16 protein-coding genes are annotated in these 19,996 nt (G+C 72.1%); 6 read left to right on the top strand and 10 right to left on the bottom strand.

The genetic code is table 11. The features are described 5' to 3' along the window. The first annotated feature begins 177 nt into the window (after positions 1-177). From ACVFI9_RS08240 to ACVFI9_RS08220, 5 genes are all read left to right on the top strand, one after another. Entirely contained in the window at positions 178-2,037 is a 1,860-nt protein-coding gene (locus tag ACVFI9_RS08240; protein WP_474765682.1) for an Hsp70 family protein, read from the top strand. Beyond that, on the top strand, positions 2,034-4,595 hold the full coding sequence (locus ACVFI9_RS08235) for a LuxR C-terminal-related transcriptional regulator (protein ID WP_474765681.1): 2,562 nt from the start codon (positions 2,034-2,036) through the stop codon (positions 4,593-4,595). Before ACVFI9_RS08240 ends, ACVFI9_RS08235 begins: the two co-directional genes overlap by 4 nt. Before the next feature lie 186 nt (positions 4,596-4,781). Next, a complete protein-coding gene (locus ACVFI9_RS08230) occupies positions 4,782-5,870 on the top strand; it encodes an IniB N-terminal domain-containing protein (protein WP_474765680.1) in 1,089 nt (362 codons plus the stop codon). A gap of 106 nt (positions 5,871-5,976) precedes the next feature. Beyond that, positions 5,977-7,884: a dynamin family protein gene (locus ACVFI9_RS08225; RefSeq protein ID WP_474765679.1), complete on the top strand. Its 1,908-nt coding sequence runs from the start codon at positions 5,977-5,979 to the stop codon at positions 7,882-7,884. After that, positions 7,881-9,464, top strand: coding sequence for a dynamin family protein (locus ACVFI9_RS08220; RefSeq protein ID WP_474765678.1), 1,584 nt, complete (start codon positions 7,881-7,883; stop codon positions 9,462-9,464). Before ACVFI9_RS08225 ends, ACVFI9_RS08220 begins: the two co-directional genes overlap by 4 nt. Here the strand turns inward: ACVFI9_RS08220 and ACVFI9_RS08215 are convergent. The 7 genes from ACVFI9_RS08215 to ACVFI9_RS08185 form a co-directional block, all read right to left on the bottom strand. Then, entirely contained in the window at positions 9,351-10,004 is a 654-nt protein-coding gene (locus ACVFI9_RS08215; protein WP_474765677.1) for a hypothetical protein, read from the bottom strand. The two genes, ACVFI9_RS08220 and ACVFI9_RS08215, sit on opposite strands and share 114 nt — an antisense overlap. 37 nt (positions 10,005-10,041) lie before the next feature. Further along, positions 10,042-10,857: an SseB family protein gene (locus ACVFI9_RS08210; RefSeq protein ID WP_474765676.1), complete on the bottom strand. Its 816-nt coding sequence runs from the start codon at positions 10,855-10,857 to the stop codon at positions 10,042-10,044. Beyond that, positions 10,841-11,587 carry a bifunctional 1-(5-phosphoribosyl)-5-((5-phosphoribosylamino)methylideneamino)imidazole-4-carboxamide isomerase/phosphoribosylanthranilate isomerase PriA gene (gene priA, locus ACVFI9_RS08205; protein WP_474765674.1) on the bottom strand — a complete coding sequence of 249 codons (747 nt, stop codon included), beginning with the start codon at positions 11,585-11,587 and terminating at the stop codon, positions 10,841-10,843. Before priA ends, ACVFI9_RS08210 begins: the two co-directional genes overlap by 17 nt. Positions 11,588-11,699: 112 nt before the next feature. Next, on the bottom strand, positions 11,700-12,338 hold the full coding sequence (hisH, locus tag ACVFI9_RS08200; RefSeq protein WP_474765673.1) for an imidazole glycerol phosphate synthase subunit HisH: 639 nt from the start codon (positions 12,336-12,338) through the stop codon (positions 11,700-11,702). Further along, complete coding sequence (gene hisB / locus ACVFI9_RS08195) at positions 12,335-12,949, bottom strand: imidazoleglycerol-phosphate dehydratase HisB (RefSeq protein WP_474765672.1); 615 nt, start codon at positions 12,947-12,949, stop codon at positions 12,335-12,337. Before hisB ends, hisH begins: the two co-directional genes overlap by 4 nt. Positions 12,950-12,978: 29 nt before the next feature. Further along, entirely contained in the window at positions 12,979-14,079 is a 1,101-nt protein-coding gene (locus ACVFI9_RS08190; protein ID WP_474765670.1) for a histidinol-phosphate transaminase, read from the bottom strand. A 45-nt stretch (positions 14,080-14,124) separates the two neighbouring features. Then, a complete protein-coding gene (locus ACVFI9_RS08185; protein ID WP_474765669.1) occupies positions 14,125-14,526 on the bottom strand; it encodes a LysM peptidoglycan-binding domain-containing protein in 402 nt (133 codons plus the stop codon). A gap of 264 nt (positions 14,527-14,790) precedes the next feature. Here ACVFI9_RS08185 and lexA point away from each other — a divergent pair, with 264 nt between their 5' ends. After that, entirely contained in the window at positions 14,791-15,471 is a 681-nt protein-coding gene (gene lexA / locus ACVFI9_RS08180) for a transcriptional repressor LexA (protein WP_474766207.1), read from the top strand. A gap of 47 nt (positions 15,472-15,518) precedes the next feature. Here the strand turns inward: lexA and ACVFI9_RS08175 are convergent, their stop codons facing one another. From ACVFI9_RS08175 to ACVFI9_RS08165, 3 genes are all read right to left on the bottom strand, one after another. Then, entirely contained in the window at positions 15,519-16,283 is a 765-nt protein-coding gene (locus ACVFI9_RS08175; protein WP_474765667.1) for an alpha/beta fold hydrolase, read from the bottom strand. Positions 16,284-16,503: 220 nt separating this feature from the next. Beyond that, positions 16,504-18,849, bottom strand: a complete 2,346-nt coding sequence (gene metE, locus ACVFI9_RS08170; protein WP_474765665.1) for a 5-methyltetrahydropteroyltriglutamate--homocysteine S-methyltransferase — start codon at positions 18,847-18,849, stop codon at positions 16,504-16,506. Next, positions 18,846-19,832 carry a methylenetetrahydrofolate reductase gene (locus ACVFI9_RS08165; RefSeq protein WP_474765664.1) on the bottom strand — a complete coding sequence of 329 codons (987 nt, stop codon included), beginning with the start codon at positions 19,830-19,832 and terminating at the stop codon, positions 18,846-18,848. Before ACVFI9_RS08165 ends, metE begins: the two co-directional genes overlap by 4 nt. Positions 19,833-19,996: the final 164 nt, after the last annotated feature.

Below are 19,996 nucleotides of genomic sequence, written 5' to 3'. Positions count from 1 at the left end.
GATGCACCCAGTATGGCGCGCGGATGTCTCGGGGCTGTACCCCGAACTGGGCACTTGTACCCCGAAGGAGGGTGACACAAGGGGTTGCCGCGCCCGGGGTGCCGGGGAATACTCTCACGTGATCGGTGCGCGCTGGGGGGCGATGGGGCCGGCGTGCGATCACGAGGGGGAATTGCTGTGACGTCGTACGTGCTGGGCATCGATATCGGCACGAGCTTCACCGCCGCCGCGATCGGACGGCGGCGCGGCGACGGATCCATGGCCCACGAGCCGCTCGAGCTCGGCACCCGCCGGGCCGCCGTGCCCAGTGTCGTGCACCTCGCCAAGGACGGCGGCGTGGTCGTCGGCGAGATGGCCGAGCGACGAGTCATGGATGAACCGGACCGCGTCGTCCGCGAGTTCAAGCGCCGGATCGGCGATGAGACGCCGATCATCGTCGGCGACCTCGGCGTTTCGGCGGAGGACGTGTTCGCCGTCGTCGCCCAATGGGTGGTCGAACGCGCCGAGGCGCACGAGGGCCGTGCCCCAGCCGTCATCGCCGTCTCGCACCCCGCGTCATGGGGCGAGCATCGGCTCGGACGCATCCGCACCGCCCTCGCCGGCGTCGGGCTCGCGAACGTCGAGCTCGTGAGCGAGCCGGAGGCCGCGGGCCTGCACTACCTGGACCGCGAGAAGGCCGCATGCGGCGACACCATCGCGGTCTACGACCTGGGCGGCGGAACGTTCGACGTCGCCCTGCTCCGGAAGCAGGAGGACGACGCCTTCCACGTGATCGGCGCACCGGCCGGCATCGAGCGCCTCGGCGGCGCCGATTTCGACCAGCGGATCTTCGAGCACGTGAAGTCACTGGTGCCCGCCGCGTTCGACGGCCTCGACGAGGCCGAGCCGGAGTCGGCGCTCGCACTGGCCAGGGTGCGACGCGAATGCACCGACGCGAAGGAGGCGCTCTCGTTCGACGCCGAGACGGCCGTGCCGCTCCTGCTCCCGAGCGGGCACACGCGCGTCCGCCTCGTGCGTCCCGAGTTCGAGCAGATGATCGATGGCGAGCTGCGGAGCACCATCGAGACGCTGCGCCGCGCGATCGACCGTGCCGGCCTGGACCTGGCGGACGTCGCCACGGTACTGCTCATCGGCGGGTCCTCGCGCATCCCCGCGGTCGCCCAGCTCGTCTCTGCCGAGCTCGAGCTGCCGGTCGCCGTGGACGCGGATCCGAAGGCGTCGATCAGCCTCGGCGCGGCCGTGGCCGCGTCCCGGAGGCTCGACCCGCTCCCCGTCGCCGCCGTGGCCGCGACGGAGCCCGGCGACGTCCGCGCGGAGGATTCCCCGGCGCCCACGGCGGACACCGCACCGACGGGCGCACCGCCGCGGATCCTCGAGTGGAATCGCATGTCGGTGGGACTCCGTGCGACCGTGCTGGCCGGGGTCGTGGCCGCCGTGCTGGCCATCCTCATCCCGATCACGCCGCTCGCCATCGGCACGCAGGAGCAACCCGGCGACCGCGATGGGGGGACCCCGCTGGCGGCCGGCGACCTCCTCGGCCGGTACGCCGCCGGCACCGCGCCCCTCACGGAGGGCGATGGCCTCGCCCCGCCGTTCGAACCACCCTTCGAGCCGCCGTTCGACGGCACGCTCGACCCCTTCACGCGGGACGACACGGCGGCCGACGGGCCCGCGGGCGACGCGACGGCCGACGGTGCGACGGCGGCGGCACCGGGCGATTCGTCCGGGACCACGGATGCACCCGACACCTCCGCGACCGATCCGGCCACCTCGGTGGCTCCGACCGACGACCCCGCTCCCTCGCCTGCGCCGGAACCCGCACCCGAACCGGCACCGGCACCGGAGCCATCGCCCGAACCCACCCCCGAGCCGGCGCCCGAGCCGTCCCCCGAACCGACCACCGAGCCCGCCCCTGAGCCGGCACCGGAACCCGCCCCTGAGCCGGCACCCGAACCGACGACGGAGCCGGCACCCGAACCGACGACGGAGCCCGCACCCTCGCCCGACGCAACCGAGCCGCCCGCACCGACGCCATGACCGAGCCGCGCGCGTCGGCAGTGCGGCGGAACCCGGGACTCGTCGGATGGGAAGAGACCGCCGAGATCAGGCGGAGCATCCTCTCCGACGGCCCGCCGGTGCACGCCGGCATCACCGGCCCCGGCGGATCCGGCAAGTCCACGCTGCTCGGCGAGCTCGCGACCGCGCTCCGGGACGAGGGGGTGCGGGTCGTCGAGGGTCTCGATGGACTCGAGCGACTCGACTCCGACGGCCGGCGCATCACCCTCTTGGTGGACGACCTCGAGGGCCTCCACGACGGCGACGTCGCACTCGTGTCGGCCCTCGCCTCCGACGATGGCCCGCACCTCATCGCCGCGTTCCGGGCCTGGCCGCGATCCGAGCCCGCCGCCGATCTCGTCGATCGACTCGGCCGGCAACGGCCGCACCTGATCCTCCGGCCGTTGTCCGCGGCCCAGGTCCGTGCACGCGCCGCCGAACTCCTGGGGGCGGCGCCGCCCCAGGTGCAGGTCGATCGGATCACCGAACTCGCCGGCGGCAATCCGCGTTTGGTGGACATGGCCGTCGCGGCAGTGCGTGACGAGGGGTGGGATCCGCGGGAATCGACGTCGTTGCCCGGTACGCTCCTCGAGCGGCTCCGACTCCGCCTGGACCGTGTCGACCCCGAGCTGGCCGACCTCCTGCTGGCCCTCGCGGTCGGGTACTCGGCGTCCGGCCCGGTCCTCGCCACCGCTCCTCGGTTCAGCGGATCGGACCTGCGGGCGCTCATGTCCGAGGGCCGGGCATCAGGACTCCTCGGGCCCGACGGCGGCCCGCTGCCGCTCGTTCGGTCGGGCATCCTGCAGAGCACCCCGGCGCACGAGCTCTGGTCCGTGCGTCGCGAACTCGTCGACGCGCTGGATGCCGCGAGTCTCCCCCTCGGCGACTCGGCCCTCGAACTCGCCCGCGGCGGGTTCCGCGACCCACGCGTGGCGGAGGCACTCGTCGAGCGGGGGAACGGTCTCCTCCTCACCGATCCCGTGGGTGCGTGGCGCCAGTACGCAGCGGCCATCGACGCCGGGGCGGACGCCGCGTCGCTCGCCGGACGTCGCGCTCAGGCCGCGTGGTCGGCCGGCGACATCCGTACCGCGGAGCGACTCGTCGACGGACTCCTGGCCGGACCCGAGCATCCCGACCTTCCCCGGGCGGTGTGCGTCGCGGCCGCAGCGTGGGCGCGCAAGGGGATGCTCGGACGTGCCGCGGACGCCTATTCCGGCGTCTCCGGCGAACCTTGGAACGGAGCGCCCCTCGCGGCGGTCTGCCTGGCGGCGCTCGGAGAGCTGGGCCGGGCTCGCGAGACGCTCGCCGCCGCACCCGAGCTCGAGTACCCCAGCTCGTCGCAGGTGGCCGTCTCGCTGATGGCCGAGGGGACCATCGCCGCGCTCGAGGGAACGGCGGATGGCGGACTGTCGGCGCTGCTCCAGGCCTCGAGCCTCATGAACGAGTCCGGAGAGACGATTCCGCTGCCGGCGGTCCCGGCGGTCATCGCCGCGCATGTCGCCATGAACGCCGGGGAACTCGGGATCGCAGCCGAGGTGCTCCGCGCCGCAGGCGAGGCCGTGCAGGGCGGGCCGGCCTTCCGCCACCGACTGCGCCTCACCGAGGCGCTGATCGAGCTGCGAGCCGATCGGCCGGCCCGCGCGCGGGCACTGCTGGCCGGCGTCGAGGAGTCCCAGCACCCCCTCGGACTGCGTTCCGAGGTCCTCGCACACGCCGTGCGCATCGGCCTCGCCCGACGCACCGACGACCTCCCGAACCTCGTGCGGTCGTGGGGAGCCGCGCGGCAGACGATCGCGCGCATGCCCGTCGATCTCCTCGGGCTGCCGGCACTGGCCGAACTCGTCATCGCCGCGGCGCGCCTCCACGAGTCGCACCTCGTCGAGGAGCCGCTCGCCGCCGCGTGGGACCTGCTCGAGCGCGCCGGCCGACCCGCGTCGTGGTCGATGAACCTGCACTGGGCGGGCATCCAGTCGGCGATCCTCTCCGAGGACCGTGCGCAACTCGAGCATCACTCGGAGGCCCTCGTGAGCGCGGCATCCGCGAACCGGGTCGCGAGCACGCTCGCCGAGGCGGGCCGCGTCTGGGCCGCCGCCCTCGCGGGCCGGGTCGACGTGCCGGCCGTCGAGGGTGCCGTGCACGACCTCGCGGCGGCCGGGTACCGCTGGGATGCGGGCCGACTCGCGGGTCACGCCGCCGGCCGCGCGCCCGAGCACGCCGACACGTTGCAGCTGCTCGCCCTGGCCCGGAGCCTCCACACCGACCCTCACCAGGGCGGCGCCTCCAGTGACGCCGAGGCGGCGGCGGCGGGCGAGCGGTCGGACGATGCCGGTCTCACGGCCCGTGAGCGCGAGGTCGCGAGGCTGGTGCTCGACGGCAAGACGTACGCGGAGATCGGCAGCGCGATCTTCATCTCGCCGCGCACCGCGGAGCACCACATCGCGCGAATCCGGCGCCGCCTGGGCGTCACGACGCGATCGGAGCTGCTCGCCCGCCTCCGCCTCGTGCTCGACGACGAGGACGAGGGGCGCTCGGCGAGCTGATCGGCGTCTCGGATCGGGCCGATCCCCTATCCCCCTATACGCCCCCCGAGCGGGAACCCCGCACCCGGCCCGGACGCACGGGGATGCTCCCCGATGACCGCCTGGGCGCGAACGGACAGGCTTCCTCGTGGGGGGCCGGCACAGACGCCGGCCGACGAACGCACACCTCACTGAGGGGGACTGATCATGACGAACATCACCACGGCGCTGCTCGACTTCCTGATGGGCCTGTTGAAGAGCCCGGAAGCCGGCGCGGAATTCGCCGCCGACCCTGACACCGCACTGCACAACGCGGGTCTCAACGGCATCTGCGCGGCCGATGTCGACGCGGTCCTGCCGGTCGCGCTCGACTTCTCGCCGGTCGGAAACCGCGAGTACGACACCGGTGGGAACACCATCAACAGCGGCGCCTGGGGCGGCGGCGGCGGCAACGGCGGCGGAGGCGGCTGGGGCGGCGGCGGCAACGGCGGCGGAGGCGGAGGCGGAGGCGGCCACTGGGGCGGCGGCGGCCATGACCACGACCACGGCGACTACGCCGCGGCGAAGGCGAAGCTGCTCAACGTCGTGCACAACTACTCCTACATCGACGACCGCGACGTCATCAACGACCAGTCGGTGAACACGAACATCTGGGCCGAGGACAGCATCGTCGGTGTGAACAACGAGGTCGAGAACACGGCGACGAACGTCGGCGACGGCAGCATCGTCGCGACGACCGGTGGCACGGTCATCGCCGGGAACACCGAGTACGACCTCGAGGTCGACATCGAGGACTCCTTCAACGAGGAGAACGAGCTCGAGATCGAGGACTCCTTCAACGACAACTCCGACAACTCGACGACGACGATCATCGAGGAATCCTTCAACGAGGAGGTCGAGATCGAGGACTCGTTCAACGAGACCGAGACCGAGGTCGAGGTCGACATCGAGGACTCCTTCAACGAGGACTCCTACAACGAGACCGACGTCGAGGTCGACATCGAGGAGTCCTTCAACGAGGACAACTCCACCAACACCGACATCGAGGACTCGTTCAACGGCAACAACCTCGAGAGCGGCCCCGGCGACCAGGTCGTGACCGATGTCGAGATCGAGGAGTCGTTCAACGAGGAGGTCGAGGTCGAGGACTCCTTCAACGACAACAACTTCGAGCAGGGCGGCGGCGACCTCGTCGACGACCTCGAGGTCGAGGAGTCGTTCAACGACAACAACCTCGAGCAGGGCGGCGGCGATCTGACCGACGTCGAGGTCGAGGTCGAGGACGTGACCCTGTAATCCATCCACCACAGCGGCCCGGCCCGGGGCGGAGTCATCCGCCCCGGGCCCGGTCCGTGCGGGGTCTGGTTGAATGGGCTACGACCTGCGAAGGGGGATCGCGGTGATGCAGCACCTCATCGAGCTCGTCGACGTCGGCATCGCGCTGGCCGAGCGCAGCGCGCGTGCCGACCTGCGTCGGCGGCTCGAGCAGACCAGGGAACGCCTGCTCGACCCCAGCATCCGGGTGATCGTCGTCGGCGAGTTCAAGCAGGGCAAGAGCCAACTCGTGAACGGGCTCGTGAACGCCCCGGTCTGTCCCGTCGACGACGACATCGCGACGGCGGTGCCCACGAGCGTGCGGCACGGCGAGACGCCCGCGGCATTCGTGCTCGCGCAGCGGTCGAGCGGCGGCACGGTGGAGTCGGGTGCACGGGTGGAACGCGTGGAGGTGCCGCCCACGCGGCTCGCGGACTACGTGTCGGAGCGTGCCACCCCCGAGACCGACCGCCAGGTGACCGGCGCCGAGGTGTTCCTCCCGCGGAAGCTCCTGCGCGGCGGCCTCACCCTCATCGACTCCCCCGGCGTCGGCGGGCTCACCTCCGCGCACGCTCTCACCACGCTCGCGACACTGCCATCCGCCCACGCGATGCTCTTCGTGTCGGATGCCTCGCAGGAGTACACCGAGCCCGAGATCCAGTTCCTCCGCCACGCGATGCGGATCACGCCGAACGTGGCCTGCGTGCTCACCAAGACCGACATGTACCCGCAATGGCGTCAGGTCGAGGAGCTGAACCGCGCGCACCTGCGAGCGATCGACCCCGGCATCCCGCTGTTCCCGGTGTCGTCGCACCTGCGGCTCACGGCGGTGGAGACATCCGACCCCGAGCTCAACGCGGAGTCCGGGTTCCCGGCGCTCGTCTCGTACCTCCGGAAGGACATCGTCGGCCGGGCCGAGCTGCTGCAACGACGCTCGACGGCGAGCGACCTGCTCTCGACCTCGGAACACGTGCGTCTGGCCATCGACGCGGAGCTCGGTGCGCTCGAGAACCCCGAGAAGACCCCCGAGATCGTGGCGCAGCTGGAATCCACCAAGGGTCGGGCCGACGAGCTCCGGCGCCTGTCGTCGCGGTGGCAGACGACCCTGAACGACGGCGTCACCGACCTCATCGCCGACATGGAGCACGACCTGCGCGACCGGATGCGCTCCATCCAGCGCGAGGCCGAGGACTCGATCGACGAGGGCGACCCGGGGCCGGTGTGGGACCGGTTCGTGGAGTGGTTCGAGCGGCGGGTCTCATCGGCCGTCACCGACACGTTCGTGTGGACTCAGGAGCGCGCAACGTGGCTCTCCGAGAAGGTGGCGCGCCACTTCACCGAAGACGAGGTCGCGCTTCCCGTCATCAACGTCGACGACACGCGCGACGTCCTCGACGCGGTCGGCGAGGTCGCCGAGCTCGACTCGGGCCGCCTGGGGGCCGGGCAGAAGTTCTACATCGGGCTCAAGGGGTCGTACGGCGGCGTCCTCATGGTGGGGATCATCACGGGCATCATCGGCATGTCGATCATCAACCCGCTCTCGCTCGCCGCGGGCGCCGTGATCGGTCGCAAGGCGTACAAGGACGACACCGAGGCCAGGCTGCAGCGCCGCCGGAACGAGGCGAAGTTCCTGATCCGCCGTCAGGTCGACGAGATCATCTTCCAGGTCGGCAAGCAGCTGCGCGACCGGCTGCGGCTCGTGCAGCGAACGACCCGCGACCACTTCACCACGATCGCCGACGAGCACCACCGCTCCCTGGCCGACTCGGTGCTCGCGGCGCAGAAGGCGGCGAGCACGTACGCGGCCGAGCGCGACCAGCGCGTGGCCGCCCTCAAGCGGGACCTCGCGCGAGTCGACGCCCTGACGAAACGCGCCCGCGCGATCGACGTCGACGCAGACAGCTCTGCCGGCACCCCGACGGCGGACGCGGCGGACCCGAACGCCGTGTCCGCCGTCGGCGCGGCCCGCGCAAGGGCCGGAACGGCCCGGGCGTGAACCTGCGCCTGCTCGACGAGGCGGACGCGCTCCTCGGTGACGCCGCCGCCGGCTACCGGGACGACGCCGAGGCGCTCGCCCGGATCGAGGAGCTCCGCCGTCGCCTCGGCGAGCCGATCCGCGTGGCCATCGCGGGCATGGTGAAGGCGGGCAAGTCGACGCTCCTGAACGCGATCATCGGCGAGGAGATCGCCCCGACCGACGCCGGGGAATGCACCAAGGTGATCACCTGGTACCGACACGGACCGACCCCGCGCATCACGATGCACCTCGTGGGCGGCGCGACGACGCCCCTGCCCGTGCGACGCGAAGACGGCCGGCTCGTCATCGACCTCGGCGGGACCCCGATCGAAGAGGTCGAACGCATCGAGGTCGAGTGGCCGTCGACACGGCTCGAAGAGGTCACCCTCATCGACACCCCGGGCATCGCCTCGCTCTCGACCGCGGTCTCCGCCCGGTCGGCGTCGTTCCTCACGCCCGAGGACGCCCCATCGGAGGCCGACGCCATCATCTACCTGATGCGACATCTGCACTCGACCGACCTCGGGTTCCTGTCGGCGTTCCACGACACCGCCGCGGGCACGTCGGCCACGGTGAACGCGATGGCCGTGCTGTCACGCGCCGACGAGATCGGCGCCGGCCGCATCGACGCCCTCCTCTCCGCACGGACCATCGCCGAGCGCTACCGATCCGACGGCGCCCTGCGTTCGCTCGCGCTCGACGTCGTGCCGATCGCCGGTCTCGTCGCCCAGTCGGCGCGCACCCTGCGGCAGCGCGAGTTCGACGCATTCCGCGAGATCGCGCGGCTCGGCCGCCAGGCTCGCGAGCGGATGCTGGTGTCGGTCGACCGGTTCGTGCGGCCGGATGCCTCGATCGACGTGTCTGCGGAGGATCGCGCCGGCCTCCTCGACCGCTACGGCATGTTCGGCATCCGGCTGTCGGCCGTCGTCATCCGCTCGGGCTGCGACGACGCCACCGAGCTCGCCGACGAGCTCTACCGACGCAGCGGCATGCAGGAGCTGCTACGACACGTGTCCGACCAGTTCCGCTCCCGCGCCGACGCCCTCAAGGTGCGCACAGCCCTGGCCGCGCTCGGAGTGCTGATGCAGCAACGTCCCGGCCCGAGCTCTGCCGACCTCGCGAACGCGATCGAACGCCTGGAGTCGAACGCGCACGAACTGCGCGAGCTCGCGCTGCTGTCCGCCGCGCGCACCGTCGGGCTGGGGCTCGCGCCCGGGCAGGCCGCCGATGCCGAGCGGCTCATCGGCGGATCGGGCACCTCGGCACGACGCCGGCTGGGCCTCGCCGACGACGCACCCGACGACGAGGTCCACCGGTCGGCCGTCGATGCGCTCCAGCGCTGGCGGATGCTGCTGGGGAGCCCGCTCCTCGACCGAGCCGCCGTCGAGGCGTGCCAGGTGGTCACGCGGACCTGCGAGGGGCTCGTGGTGCAGGCTGCGCCGACGTCAGTCCAGCGCAGCCCGCTGCGCCTCGTCCCGCACGCGGAACCAGCGGTTGGCGGGGGGCGCGAGGCACAGCGCCCACGCGATGACACCGAGCGCGAAGCCGGCCACCAGTAGGGCCGCGACGAGCAGGGCGCGGTCGCCGATCGCGAGGAACGCCGAGCCGACGAGCGCCGCACCCGCGTGCAGCACCAGGATGATCAGCTGCAGCCACCGCGCCCCGCCGCGACGATTCATCAGCGATCCGAGCAGCACCGCCTCGATCGTGATGATGAGTCCGAGCCCGGCGATGCTCGACCAGTACACGACATCGACCAGCGAGGCCACCTCGTCGGCGTCGTAGCCCGGCGCGAGCCGGCCGAGCCGTTCGGTGAGTTCGTCGACGATCGAGTCACGGGAGAGGAACGCGATGAAGACCGCCGCGCCTCCGAGCACGAACCCGACGATCCAGAGCGTCCGTGCGGTCCTGACGATCGCGGGCGTCGGGATGGCACGCAGCACGGGCGGCTTGGTCTCGTCCGTGAGCGGCGGCCGCGGTGGGGGCGGGGGCACGTCGTCATCGTCGAGGGACGGCGGGCGCAGCGGCATCCGTCGCTCTGCCGTCCTGCCCTGCTCTCCCGTGTCGCCGCCCGGTGACTCCCATTCGCGTTCCCCCATACGGGCCACCCTACGACGCCGCGGCGGCGGGGCGCGCTCAGTCGGAGGGGGCGTCGGGAGCCGGGCGCGCTCCGACGAGCCGCACGGCGAGCGAGTCGACGAGGGTCGCGATCGCGTCGTCGGCCGCCCACCGGGCCGCGAGCCGCTGGAGCACCGCATCGAGCTCCGGTCGCGTGAGGCCGTCGACGAGGGAGACCCGCACCACGAGTTCGGGGCCGGCGAGCCTGGCGTCGGGGTCCCCCGGGCCGAGCTCGATACCGAGCACGGACAGCTCGGTGCCGATCGAGCGCTCGAACGCTGCCCGCACCTCGGGCGCCTCGAACGACGGATGCCACGACTGCTGCTGCGCCACCGCCCAGACCGCCGGCCGGCGCAGCACGAACTCGGTGTCGGAGCCGGGATCGAGCACGACCAGGTCGGTGCCGTCGTCGGCCGCAGCGAGCGCCACCCGCACGCCGTCGGCCGGGACCGGCCGGGCCCCGGGGTTCCACCGCGACATCGCCTCGACCGACGCGAAGACCGGGAGCACGCGACGACCGTCGGGGCCCTCCACCGTCACGATGGAGAGCTCCTGGCTCTTGTCGACGGCAAGGCCGTGCGCGCCCACCTCGGCCCCGCCATCGCCGAGTTCGGCGAGCAGCGGGATCAGCAGGCGCGACGTCGCGAACGCCGCGACGACATCCCCCTGCGCGCCGTCACCCGAACGGAACCGCCGGATCGCGGCGGCGAGGGCCTCGGGCGCCCGCCCGTCGTCGGCGGCATGCGGGTTCGGCTGGAACGACCGGCCCGCCCACGGGACGCCCGCGGAGTCGGCCCCGGTGTGCGCCGCGCCGGGATCAGTGTCCGGCGACATCCAGCGCCTCGGCCAGCGTGAACGCGCCGGCGTAGAGGGCCTTGCCGACGATCGCGCCCTCGAGGCCGAGCGGCACGAGTTCGCGGAGCGCCGCGATGTCGTCGAGGCTTGAGATTCCGCCGGACGCCACCACGGGGCGGTGGGTGCGCTCCATCACCTGACGGAGCAGGTCGACGTTCGGACCCTGCAGTGTGCCGTCCTTCGTGACGTCGGTGACGACGTAGCGCGCGGCGCCGGCCTCCTCGAGGCGGTCCATGACCTGCCAGAGGTCGCCGCCCTCCTTCGTCCAGCCGCGGGCGGCGAGCGTGCTGCCGCGCACGTCGAGGCCGATCGCGATCGCCTCGCCGTACTGCGCGATGACGTAAGCGGCCCACTCGGGGTTCTCGAGCGCGGCGGTGCCGAGGTTGATGCGCTTGGCACCGATCTCGAGGGCGTGCTCGAGCGACGCGTCGTCACGGATGCCGCCGGAGAGCTCCACGTTGACGCCGCGCACCTGCCGGATCACCTTCTTCAGCACGCCGGCGTTCGAGCCGCGGCCGAAGGCGGCGTCGAGGTCCACGAGGTGGATCCACTCCGCGCCCTGGGCGGCCCAGTCGGCCGCTGCATCGACCGGGTCGCCGTAGCTCGTCTCGGTGCCCGCCTCGCCCTTCGTCAGGCGAACGGCCTTGCCACCGGCGACGTCGACCGCCGGCAGCAGCACGAGACGCGGGGTCTTGTTGAACTCACTCATCACTGTCCTTGTTCGTCGGCTGTGAACGCCACGTCGGCACAGTCACAGCATCCTAGTCCGACCGAGGCACCGCCGTTCGCGCATGACGCCGCACGTTCCGCACGCCGTGCGATCAGGCGAGCGAGCCCAGCCAGTTGCCCAGGAGCCGGATGCCGGCGTCCGACGATTTCTCGGGATGGAACTGGGTGGCCGACAGCGGCCCGTTCTCGACGGCGGCGAGGAACGGCCCGCCGTGCTCCGCCCACGTGAGCTTCGGCTTCGGGAACGGAGGCATGACGTCGAGCTCCCACTTCTGGGCGCCGAAGGAGTGCACGAAGTAGAACCGCTCGTGCTCGATGCCCGCGAAGAGCACCGATCCCTCGTCGGGGGTGACGGTGTTCCAGCCCATGTGCGGAAGCACCGGGGCGGGCAGCTCGGTGACCGTGCCCGGCCACTCGCCGAGGCCCTCGGTGTCGACACCGCGCTCGACGCCGTGCTCGAAGAGCACCTGCATGCCCACGCAGATGCCGAGCACCGGGCGGCCGCCGGCCAGGCGGCGGTCGATCACCTCGTCGCCGCGCACCGCGCGGAGCTGGTCCATCACGGCCTTGAACGCGCCCACGCCCGGCACGACGAGCCCGTCGGCCTCCATCGCCGCCGCGCGGTCGGCCGTGACCTGTACGTCGGCGCCGGCGTGCTCGAGCGCCTTGGCCGCGGAGTGGACATTGCCCGAACCGTAGTCGAGCACGACGACGCGTCGCGTTCGGCTCACAGCGCGCCCTTCGTGGACGGGACGCCGCTGACGAGCGGGTCGAGGGACTTCGCCTGCCGGAACGCCCTCGCGAAGGCCTTGAACTCGGCCTCGGCGATGTGGTGGGGATCGCGGCCGGCGAGCACGTTGACATGCACGGTGAGCCCGGCGTTGAAGGCGATGGCCTCGAAGACGTGCCGCACCATCGAGCCCGTGAAGTGGCCGCCGATGAGGTGGTACTCGAAGCCCGCGGGCTCACCGGAATGCACGAGGAACGGTCGGCCGGACACGTCGACGACGGCTTGCGCGAGCGCCTCGTCGAGCGGCACGAGCGCGTCGCCGTAGCGGGAGATGCCGCGCTTGTCGCCGAGCGCCTCGCGGATGGCCCGGCCGAGCACGATCGCGACGTCCTCCACGGTGTGATGCACGTCGATCTCGATGTCGCCGCTGGCGCGGACGGTGAGGTCGGTGAGCGAGTGCTTGGCGAACGCCGTGAGCATGTGGTCGTAGAACGGCACGGTCGTCTCGATGTCGCTCACGCCCGAACCGTCGAGGTTCAGCGAGAGGTCGATGCTCGACTCGCTCGTCTCACGCTGCACGCGCGCGGTACGCGGGGAGCCGGGAGGGGTCATGGCTCCATCCTATTCGCCGCCCTGCTGGCCTATTCGCCGCCCTGCTGGGCGTCCGCCGGGGCGAACAGGGCGATCGCCTCGAGGAAGGCGGTCGTCTCCGCCTCGGTTCCCGCGGTCACCCGGAGGCTTCCGGGCAGGCCGATCTCGCGGATCAGGATGCCCCGCGCGAGGAGCGCCTCGAACACCGCGTGCGGGTCGTCCACCCCCCCGAAGAGCACGAAGTTGGCGCCGCTGCGGTACGGACGGAACCCGAGCCGGGCGAGCTCGGCGGAGATGCGCTCGCGCTGCGTGCGGATCTCGCCGACCATCGCGAGCATCTCGTCGGAGTGTGCGAGCGCACCGAGTGCCGCCGCCTGCGTGAGCGCCGAGAGGTGGTACGGCAGCCGCACGAGTCGGAGCGCGTCGATCGCGGCGGGATCCGCGGCGAGGTACCCGACCCGCGCGCCCGCGAAGGCGAAAGCCTTGCTCATCGTGCGCGAGACGAGGAGGCGCGGCCGGCCCTCGAGCAGGGTGAGCGCGCTCGGCGTGCCCGGGTCGGCGAACTCGATGTACGCCTCGTCGACCACCACGATGCCCCGTGCCGCGTCGGCGACCGCGGCGATGGTGTCGAGGGAGAGCGGGGTTCCGGTGGGGTTGTTCGGCGCGCACAGCAGCACGATGTCGGGATCGTGCTCGCGCACGGCGGCGACCGCGGTCTCGGGACCGAGCTCGTAGTCCTCGTCTCGGCCGGCGGTGATCCACCCGGTGCCGGTGCCCGAGGCGAGCAGGCCGTACATGGAGTAGGTCGGCGCGAAGCCGAGCACCGAGCGGCCGGGGCCGCCGAACGCCTGCAGGATGTGCTGCAGCACCTCGTTCGATCCGTTCGCCGCCCAGATGCGGTCGGGGTCGAGTCCATGGCCGAGGTAGTCGGCGAGCGCTCCGCGGAGGGCGGTGAACTCGCGGTCGGGATAGCGATTGAGGCCGAGGATCGCGGCGGCCACGCGGGCGACGATGTCGTGCGCGACATCCTCGGGGATCGGATGCGTGTTCTCGTTGACGTTCAGCGCGACGGGCACGGACGCCTGAGGGGCGCCGTACGGAGTGCGACCACGCAGGTCGTCGCGGATGGGCAGGTCATCGAGGCTCGTCACCCGTCCATGCTAGCCACGCGACCTCGGCCGTCTCGGCCACGCCGATCAGGGCACGACCGGGAGGGCGAGCCGTTGACCGGGCTCGACGGTGGCCACATCGAGCCCGTTGAGCCGCATGATCTCGGCGATCACGTCTCGTGGGTCGCCCTGCGGGGCGATGGACTCGGCGATCGCCCAGAGCGAGTCGCCCTGGTGCACCGTGACGTACTCGAACGTGCGGGTGCCGAGCTCTGCGCCCGCATCGGCCGCCGCGCCCCCGGAACCGAGGATGGTGACGAGGGCCCAGGCCACGAGCGGGAGTGCGGCGAGGCTCGTGAAGACGACACGGCCGCGACGTGTGAGGCGAAGCCGCGTACGGGGTGAGGACGTCGCCGTCGCGGGCGGAACCATGGCGGACTGCGGTCGCACGGATGCGCCGAACCCGCCGGAAACGATCGCTGCGCTCATGTCACACCTCCTGTGGGAGCCGCATCGGCCCTCGGCCGGGAGGGCCGATGCGAAACTCTGTTCCGAATATATCTTCGAACAATCGAACCCGCAAGCGACACCCGCAGTCTCGTGCGGCGCGAATTCCGCGACACACTCGAACGAATGTTTGCCGCACCGACCGCAGCCGGATACAGTTTCGAATGTCCGACGACAGTCGATCAGACACCACCGACATCCGGTCGCGTGCGACCGCAACGAGGGGCGGAGACGTTGAGCACCGACATCGACGATGTGCGCGAGGCCGGCAGGCAGCGTCGACGCAAGAGCCTGAGCGCCAAGCAGGTCGCGATCCTCGAGGTGATCCAGCGTTCCGTCGCCTCCCGCGGGTACCCGCCGAGCATGCGCGAGATCGGCGACGCCGTCGGCCTCTCCTCCCTCTCGAGCGTCACCCACCAGCTCAACCAGCTCGAGCTCGCCGGCTACCTCCGCCGCGACCCCAACCGTCCGCGCGCACTCGAGGTGCTCATCGAGCTGCCCGGCACCGATCGACCGGCGACCGCGGGCGACGCCGGTCCCGCGCCGGTCGGCGACGCCGCCATGGTGCCGCTCGTCGGCCGCATCGCCGCAGGCATCCCCATCACGGCCGAGCAGCAGATCGACGAGGTGTTCCCCCTCCCCCGCCAGCTCGTGGGCAAGGGCGAGCTGTTCATCCTCAAGGTGGTGGGCGACTCGATGATCGATGCGGCGATCTGCGACGGCGACTGGGTCGTCGTGCGGTCGCAACCCACCGCCGAGAACGGCGAGATCGTCGCGGCCATGCTCGACGGCGAGGCGACGGTCAAGGTGTTCCGCCAGCGCGACGGACACACGTGGCTGCTGCCACGCAACTCCGCGTTCGAGCCCATCCTGGGCGACCAGGCCGAGGTGCTCGGCAAGGTCGTCGCGGTGCTCCGCGCGGTCTGATCCGCGGCAGGATGCCTCCGGGCGTGCGGCCGGCTACGGCACGGCCGCTACGCCGCGACGGCGGCGGGCACCTGCACGCGCTCACCGATGCGCACGTGGTCGCACAACCACTCGCACACCGTTTCCATGAACCCGGCGTGGTCGTCGCGGAACACCGTGTGGCCCGTGCCGGGAACGGTCGCGACGGTCATGCCCGTGCGGCGCAGTTGCGCCGCGACCCGCTCGGTGATGAGCAGGCTCTTCTCGGCGAGCACCACGAGGCTCGGCGCCACGACGCGGGCGGGCGGCACGAGGCGTCGCGTGTCGACGAATCCGAGGATGGTGCGCTTGTCCCAGTCGCGCAGCGTCGCCACTTCGATGTCGACGTCGGCGGCGCTCCACTTCGGGTTCATCCGCACGAGCGCCGAACGCCGCGGGCGCGGGGCGATCGCGAAGAACAGCTTGAACGCGAAGCCGCGCAGGCCGGTCGGGAACGAGAACGCCGGATCGATGTAGATCGCCGCACGCGGCGCGAGTCGGTCGGCGACGAGGCTCGCGACGAGGCCGCCGAGCGAGTGACCCATCACGACATCGGGCGGACGGTCGAGCAGGGGCGCGAGCGTCTCGACCACGTCGTCGGCCCAGGCGCGGGGCGAGTAGTTCCTCGACCGCGGGCTGCGTCCGTGGCCGGCGAGGTCGACGGCGATGACGCGGAATCCGTGCTCCTCGAGCTCGCGCGTGACCCGGTGCCAGGCGCGCGAGTCCGACATGATGCCGTGGATGAGGACGGCGGTCTTGGTGCCGCCACCCCATTCGTGAACCGCGAGTCGCATGATCCGACGGTACGTCACGTCCCTGAGCGATCGCCTGACGCGGCGGTGGGGTTGCATTCCGAGCGACGGTGTGCCGCGGCCGTCGAGGTCCGGGGCCGGATGCCGCATGCTCGCGACATCCGGCCCTCGCACGTTTCCGTTCCCGCGTCCCGTGCCCGCTGCGCAGGCGACGTGACGCGGGAACGGCGACATTGGGCGATGCCGCAGCCGGATCCTCGGCCTAGTCGACCGTCGCCGGCACCCGGATCGCCTCGCGCACGGCACGCGCGGCCTCGATGATGTGCCCGAGCGACGCCACCGTCTCCTCGTAGCCGCGCGTCTTCAGTCCGCAGTCGGGGTTGACCCACAGCCGCGACGCGGGGATCTCGGCCACCGCCCGTTCGAGGAGCGACCGCACCTCGGCGGCGCCCGGCACGCGCGGCGAGTGGATGTCGTAGACACCCGGGCCGATGCCGTGGTCGAAGCCGCTCGTCGCGAGGTCGTCGACCACCTCCATGCGGCTGCGCGCCGCCTCGATCGAGGTGACATCGGCGTCGAGGTTGCGGATCGCATCGATGACCACCCCGAACTCGGAGTAGCAGAGGTGGGTGTGCACCTGCGTGGCGGCCGCCGCACCACCCGTCGCGAGGCGGAAGGACCCGACCGACCAGTCGAGGTAGGCCGGCTGGTCGGCTCGCTTCAACGGCAGCAGCTCCCGCAGCGCCGGCTCGTCGACCTGGACGATGCGGATGCCCGCGGCCTCGAGGTCGGCGATCTCGTCGCGCAGGGCGAGCGCCACCTGCCGGGCCGTATCGCCGATCGGCTGGTCGTCGCGCACGAACGACCACGCCAGGATCGTCACGGGCCCGGTGAGCATGCCCTTCACGGGCTTGTCGGTCAGCGACTGGGCGAACGTCGACCACGCGACGGTCATCGGCTCGGGCCGGGAGACATCCCCCCACAGGATCGACGGACGCGTGCAGCGCGAGCCGTAGGACTGCACCCAGCCGTGCTGCGTCACCGCGAAGCCGTCGAGCAGTTCGGCGAAGTACTGCACCATGTCGTTGCGCTCGGGCTCGCCGTGCACGAGCACGTCGAGGCCGAGGTCCTCCTGCAGCCGGATGACGCGCGCGATCTCCTCGTGCATGAGCGCGCGGTACTCGGGCTCGCTCAGCTCCCCCGTGAGGAGGCGCGCGCGGGCTCGGCGGATGTCGCCCGTCTGCGGGAACGAGCCGATCGTCGTGGTCGGCAGCGCGGGCAGGTCGAGCGACTCCTGCGCCTCGACGCGCTCCTCATAGGCGGCGCGCGCGAAGTGGTGGTCGGCGAGCCCGGCGAAGCGGTCGCGCACGGCGGGCACCCGCACGCCGGGTGCGCCGTCTCGATCGGCGAGGGCGGCGGATGCCGCGTCGAGCTCCTCCTGGATCGTGGCGCGACCGGCGACGAGGCCCCGCTCGAGCGCGGCGACCTGGGCCACCTTCTGGTCGGCGAATGCGAGCCAGCTCACGAGCCGCGGGTCGAGCGCCGTCTCCTCGGTCACGTCGTGCGGCACGTGCAGGAGCGACGTCGACGTGGACACGGCGACGTCGGCCGACAGCCGTCGCAACGCCTCGAGGCGTTCGAACGCCTCGGCGAGGTCTCCGCGCCAGATGTTGTGCCCGTCGATGACGCCGGCGACGAGGGTCTTCGCGGCGAGGGATGCGGCGGTCGCCGGGTCGAGGTGCTCGGGCACGCTGCCCCGCACGAGGTCGAGACCGATCGCCTCGACCGGTGTCGCCGCGAGGGCGGGCAGCGCGACGTCGAGTGCCGCGTAGGGCGTGGCGACGAACACCGAGGGTCGGCGGTCGGCGGCGCCGAGCGCATCGTACGCGGCGCCGACCGCCGCGATCACGCGTTCGCGCGGCACGTCGATGCTCTCGCTCACGAGCGCCGGCTCGTCGAGCTGCACCCACTCGGCCCCCGCGGTACAGAGCTCGGCGAGGAGCGCGGCATACACGGGCACGAGATCCGCGACCCGGTCGAGCGGATGGAACTCGGCGGGAGCACCGTCGGCGGGCTTGGCGAGGAGCAGGAGGGTCACGGGGCCGACGATGACGGGCCGGGTGAGGTATCCGGCCGCCCTGGCCTCGGCGAACCGGGTGACGATCCGCTCGGCGTGCAGCGAGAACTCGGTGTCGGGCCCGATCTCGGGCACGAGGTAGTGGTAGTTCGTGTCGAACCACTTCGTCATCTCGAGCGGAGCGTCATCGCCCTCGCCGCGCGCGATGGTGAAGTAGCCGGCGAGGTCGACCTCGCCGTGCTCGTCCTGCAGCCGGCGGAACCGCTCGGGCACCGCACCCACGGCGAGTGCCGCGTCGAGGACCTGGTCGTAGTACGAGAACGACTCGGGGATCGACGAGTCGTCGCGCCCGAGCCCGAGCTCGACGAGGCGCTCGCGGGTCGCGGCGCGCAGCTCGGCGGCGCGCGCCTCGAGTTCGGCGGCGTCGATGCGGCCCGCCCAGAAGTCCTCGACCGCGTGCTTGAGCTCGCGGCGGCGTCCGATGCGGGGGTAGCCGAGGATGGTTCCGGTGGGGAATGCGGGGGCGTTCATGATGGTGTCGTGTTCCTCTCGATGGCCGCGTTCGCGGGCGTTCGGAGGCCGAGCCGGTCGAGCACGGCGAGCACGGCCTCATGGCGGTTGAAGGTGTACAGGTGGAGCCCCGGGGCGCCGCCGGCGAGCACGTCGACGGAAAGGCGCGTGGCGTGCTCGACGCCGATCGCGAACTGCCGGTCGGGGTCGGATGCGCGCTCGAGGGCGTGGGCGAGCGACCGGGGTGCGGGCACGCCCGTGAGCTCCGCGAGCCGGGTGAGGCGCGCCGGCGTGGTGACCGGCATGATGCCCGGCAGGATCGGGATGGTCACGCCGCCCGCGCGGGCGCGCGCCACGAATCCGAGGTAGTCGTCGGCCTCCCAGAACAGCTGGGTGATCGCGAGGTTGGCGCCCGCGACCTCCTTGGCGAGCAGCGTGTCGATGTCCTGCTCGAGGTCGCGTGAGCGCGGATGCCCTGTGGGGAACGCCGCCACCGCGACCCGTTCGGGTCTCGGCCGCGCACGGATGCGGGTGACGCCCGGGATGCCTGGGATCCCCGCCTGCCCGAACGGCTCCCGCTCCTCCTGCACGCGGTGGATGAGCTGCACGAGCTCGGCGGCGCTCTGCAGGTCGCCGAGGCCCGCCTCGGGGTCGGCGCCGGCGGGCGGATCGCCGCGGAGCGCGAGGAAGCTCGTGACACCGGCGTCGAGGAACTCGCGCACGAGGCGGTTCGCCTCGGCGTGGCTCGATCCGACGCACGTGAGGTGCGCCATCGGCTCGACGTCGGTGTGCTCGAGCATGTGCCGCAGCACGGTCAGGGATCGGTCGCGCGAGGATCCGCCCGCGCCGAACGTCACCGACATGAACGCCGGGTCGACGTCGGCGAGCCGGTCGATCGTGCTGCCGAGGGCGAGCGCCGCGGCATCCGTTCGGGGTGGGAACAGCTCGAACGAGACGGGCGGCCTCGACCGACCGCTGCCGCTCCCGCGCGCGATTCCGGTCATGGTGCTCCTGGTGCGGATGCCGCACCGGGAGGTCGGGACGCAGCACACGCCGCGTCCGACCAGCCGTCACGGCGGGTGGGTGTCGCGGGCGGGTGCCGGGCTCGGCGGTCGCTCCAGGCGGGCGGCATCCGGCCGCTCGCCACGATCAGGTGCGACGATACGCG

The sequence above is a fragment of the Agromyces sp. NSFZ genome (genome assembly GCF_056156205.1).
This window is presented reverse-complemented; position numbering and strand designations above follow the sequence as displayed.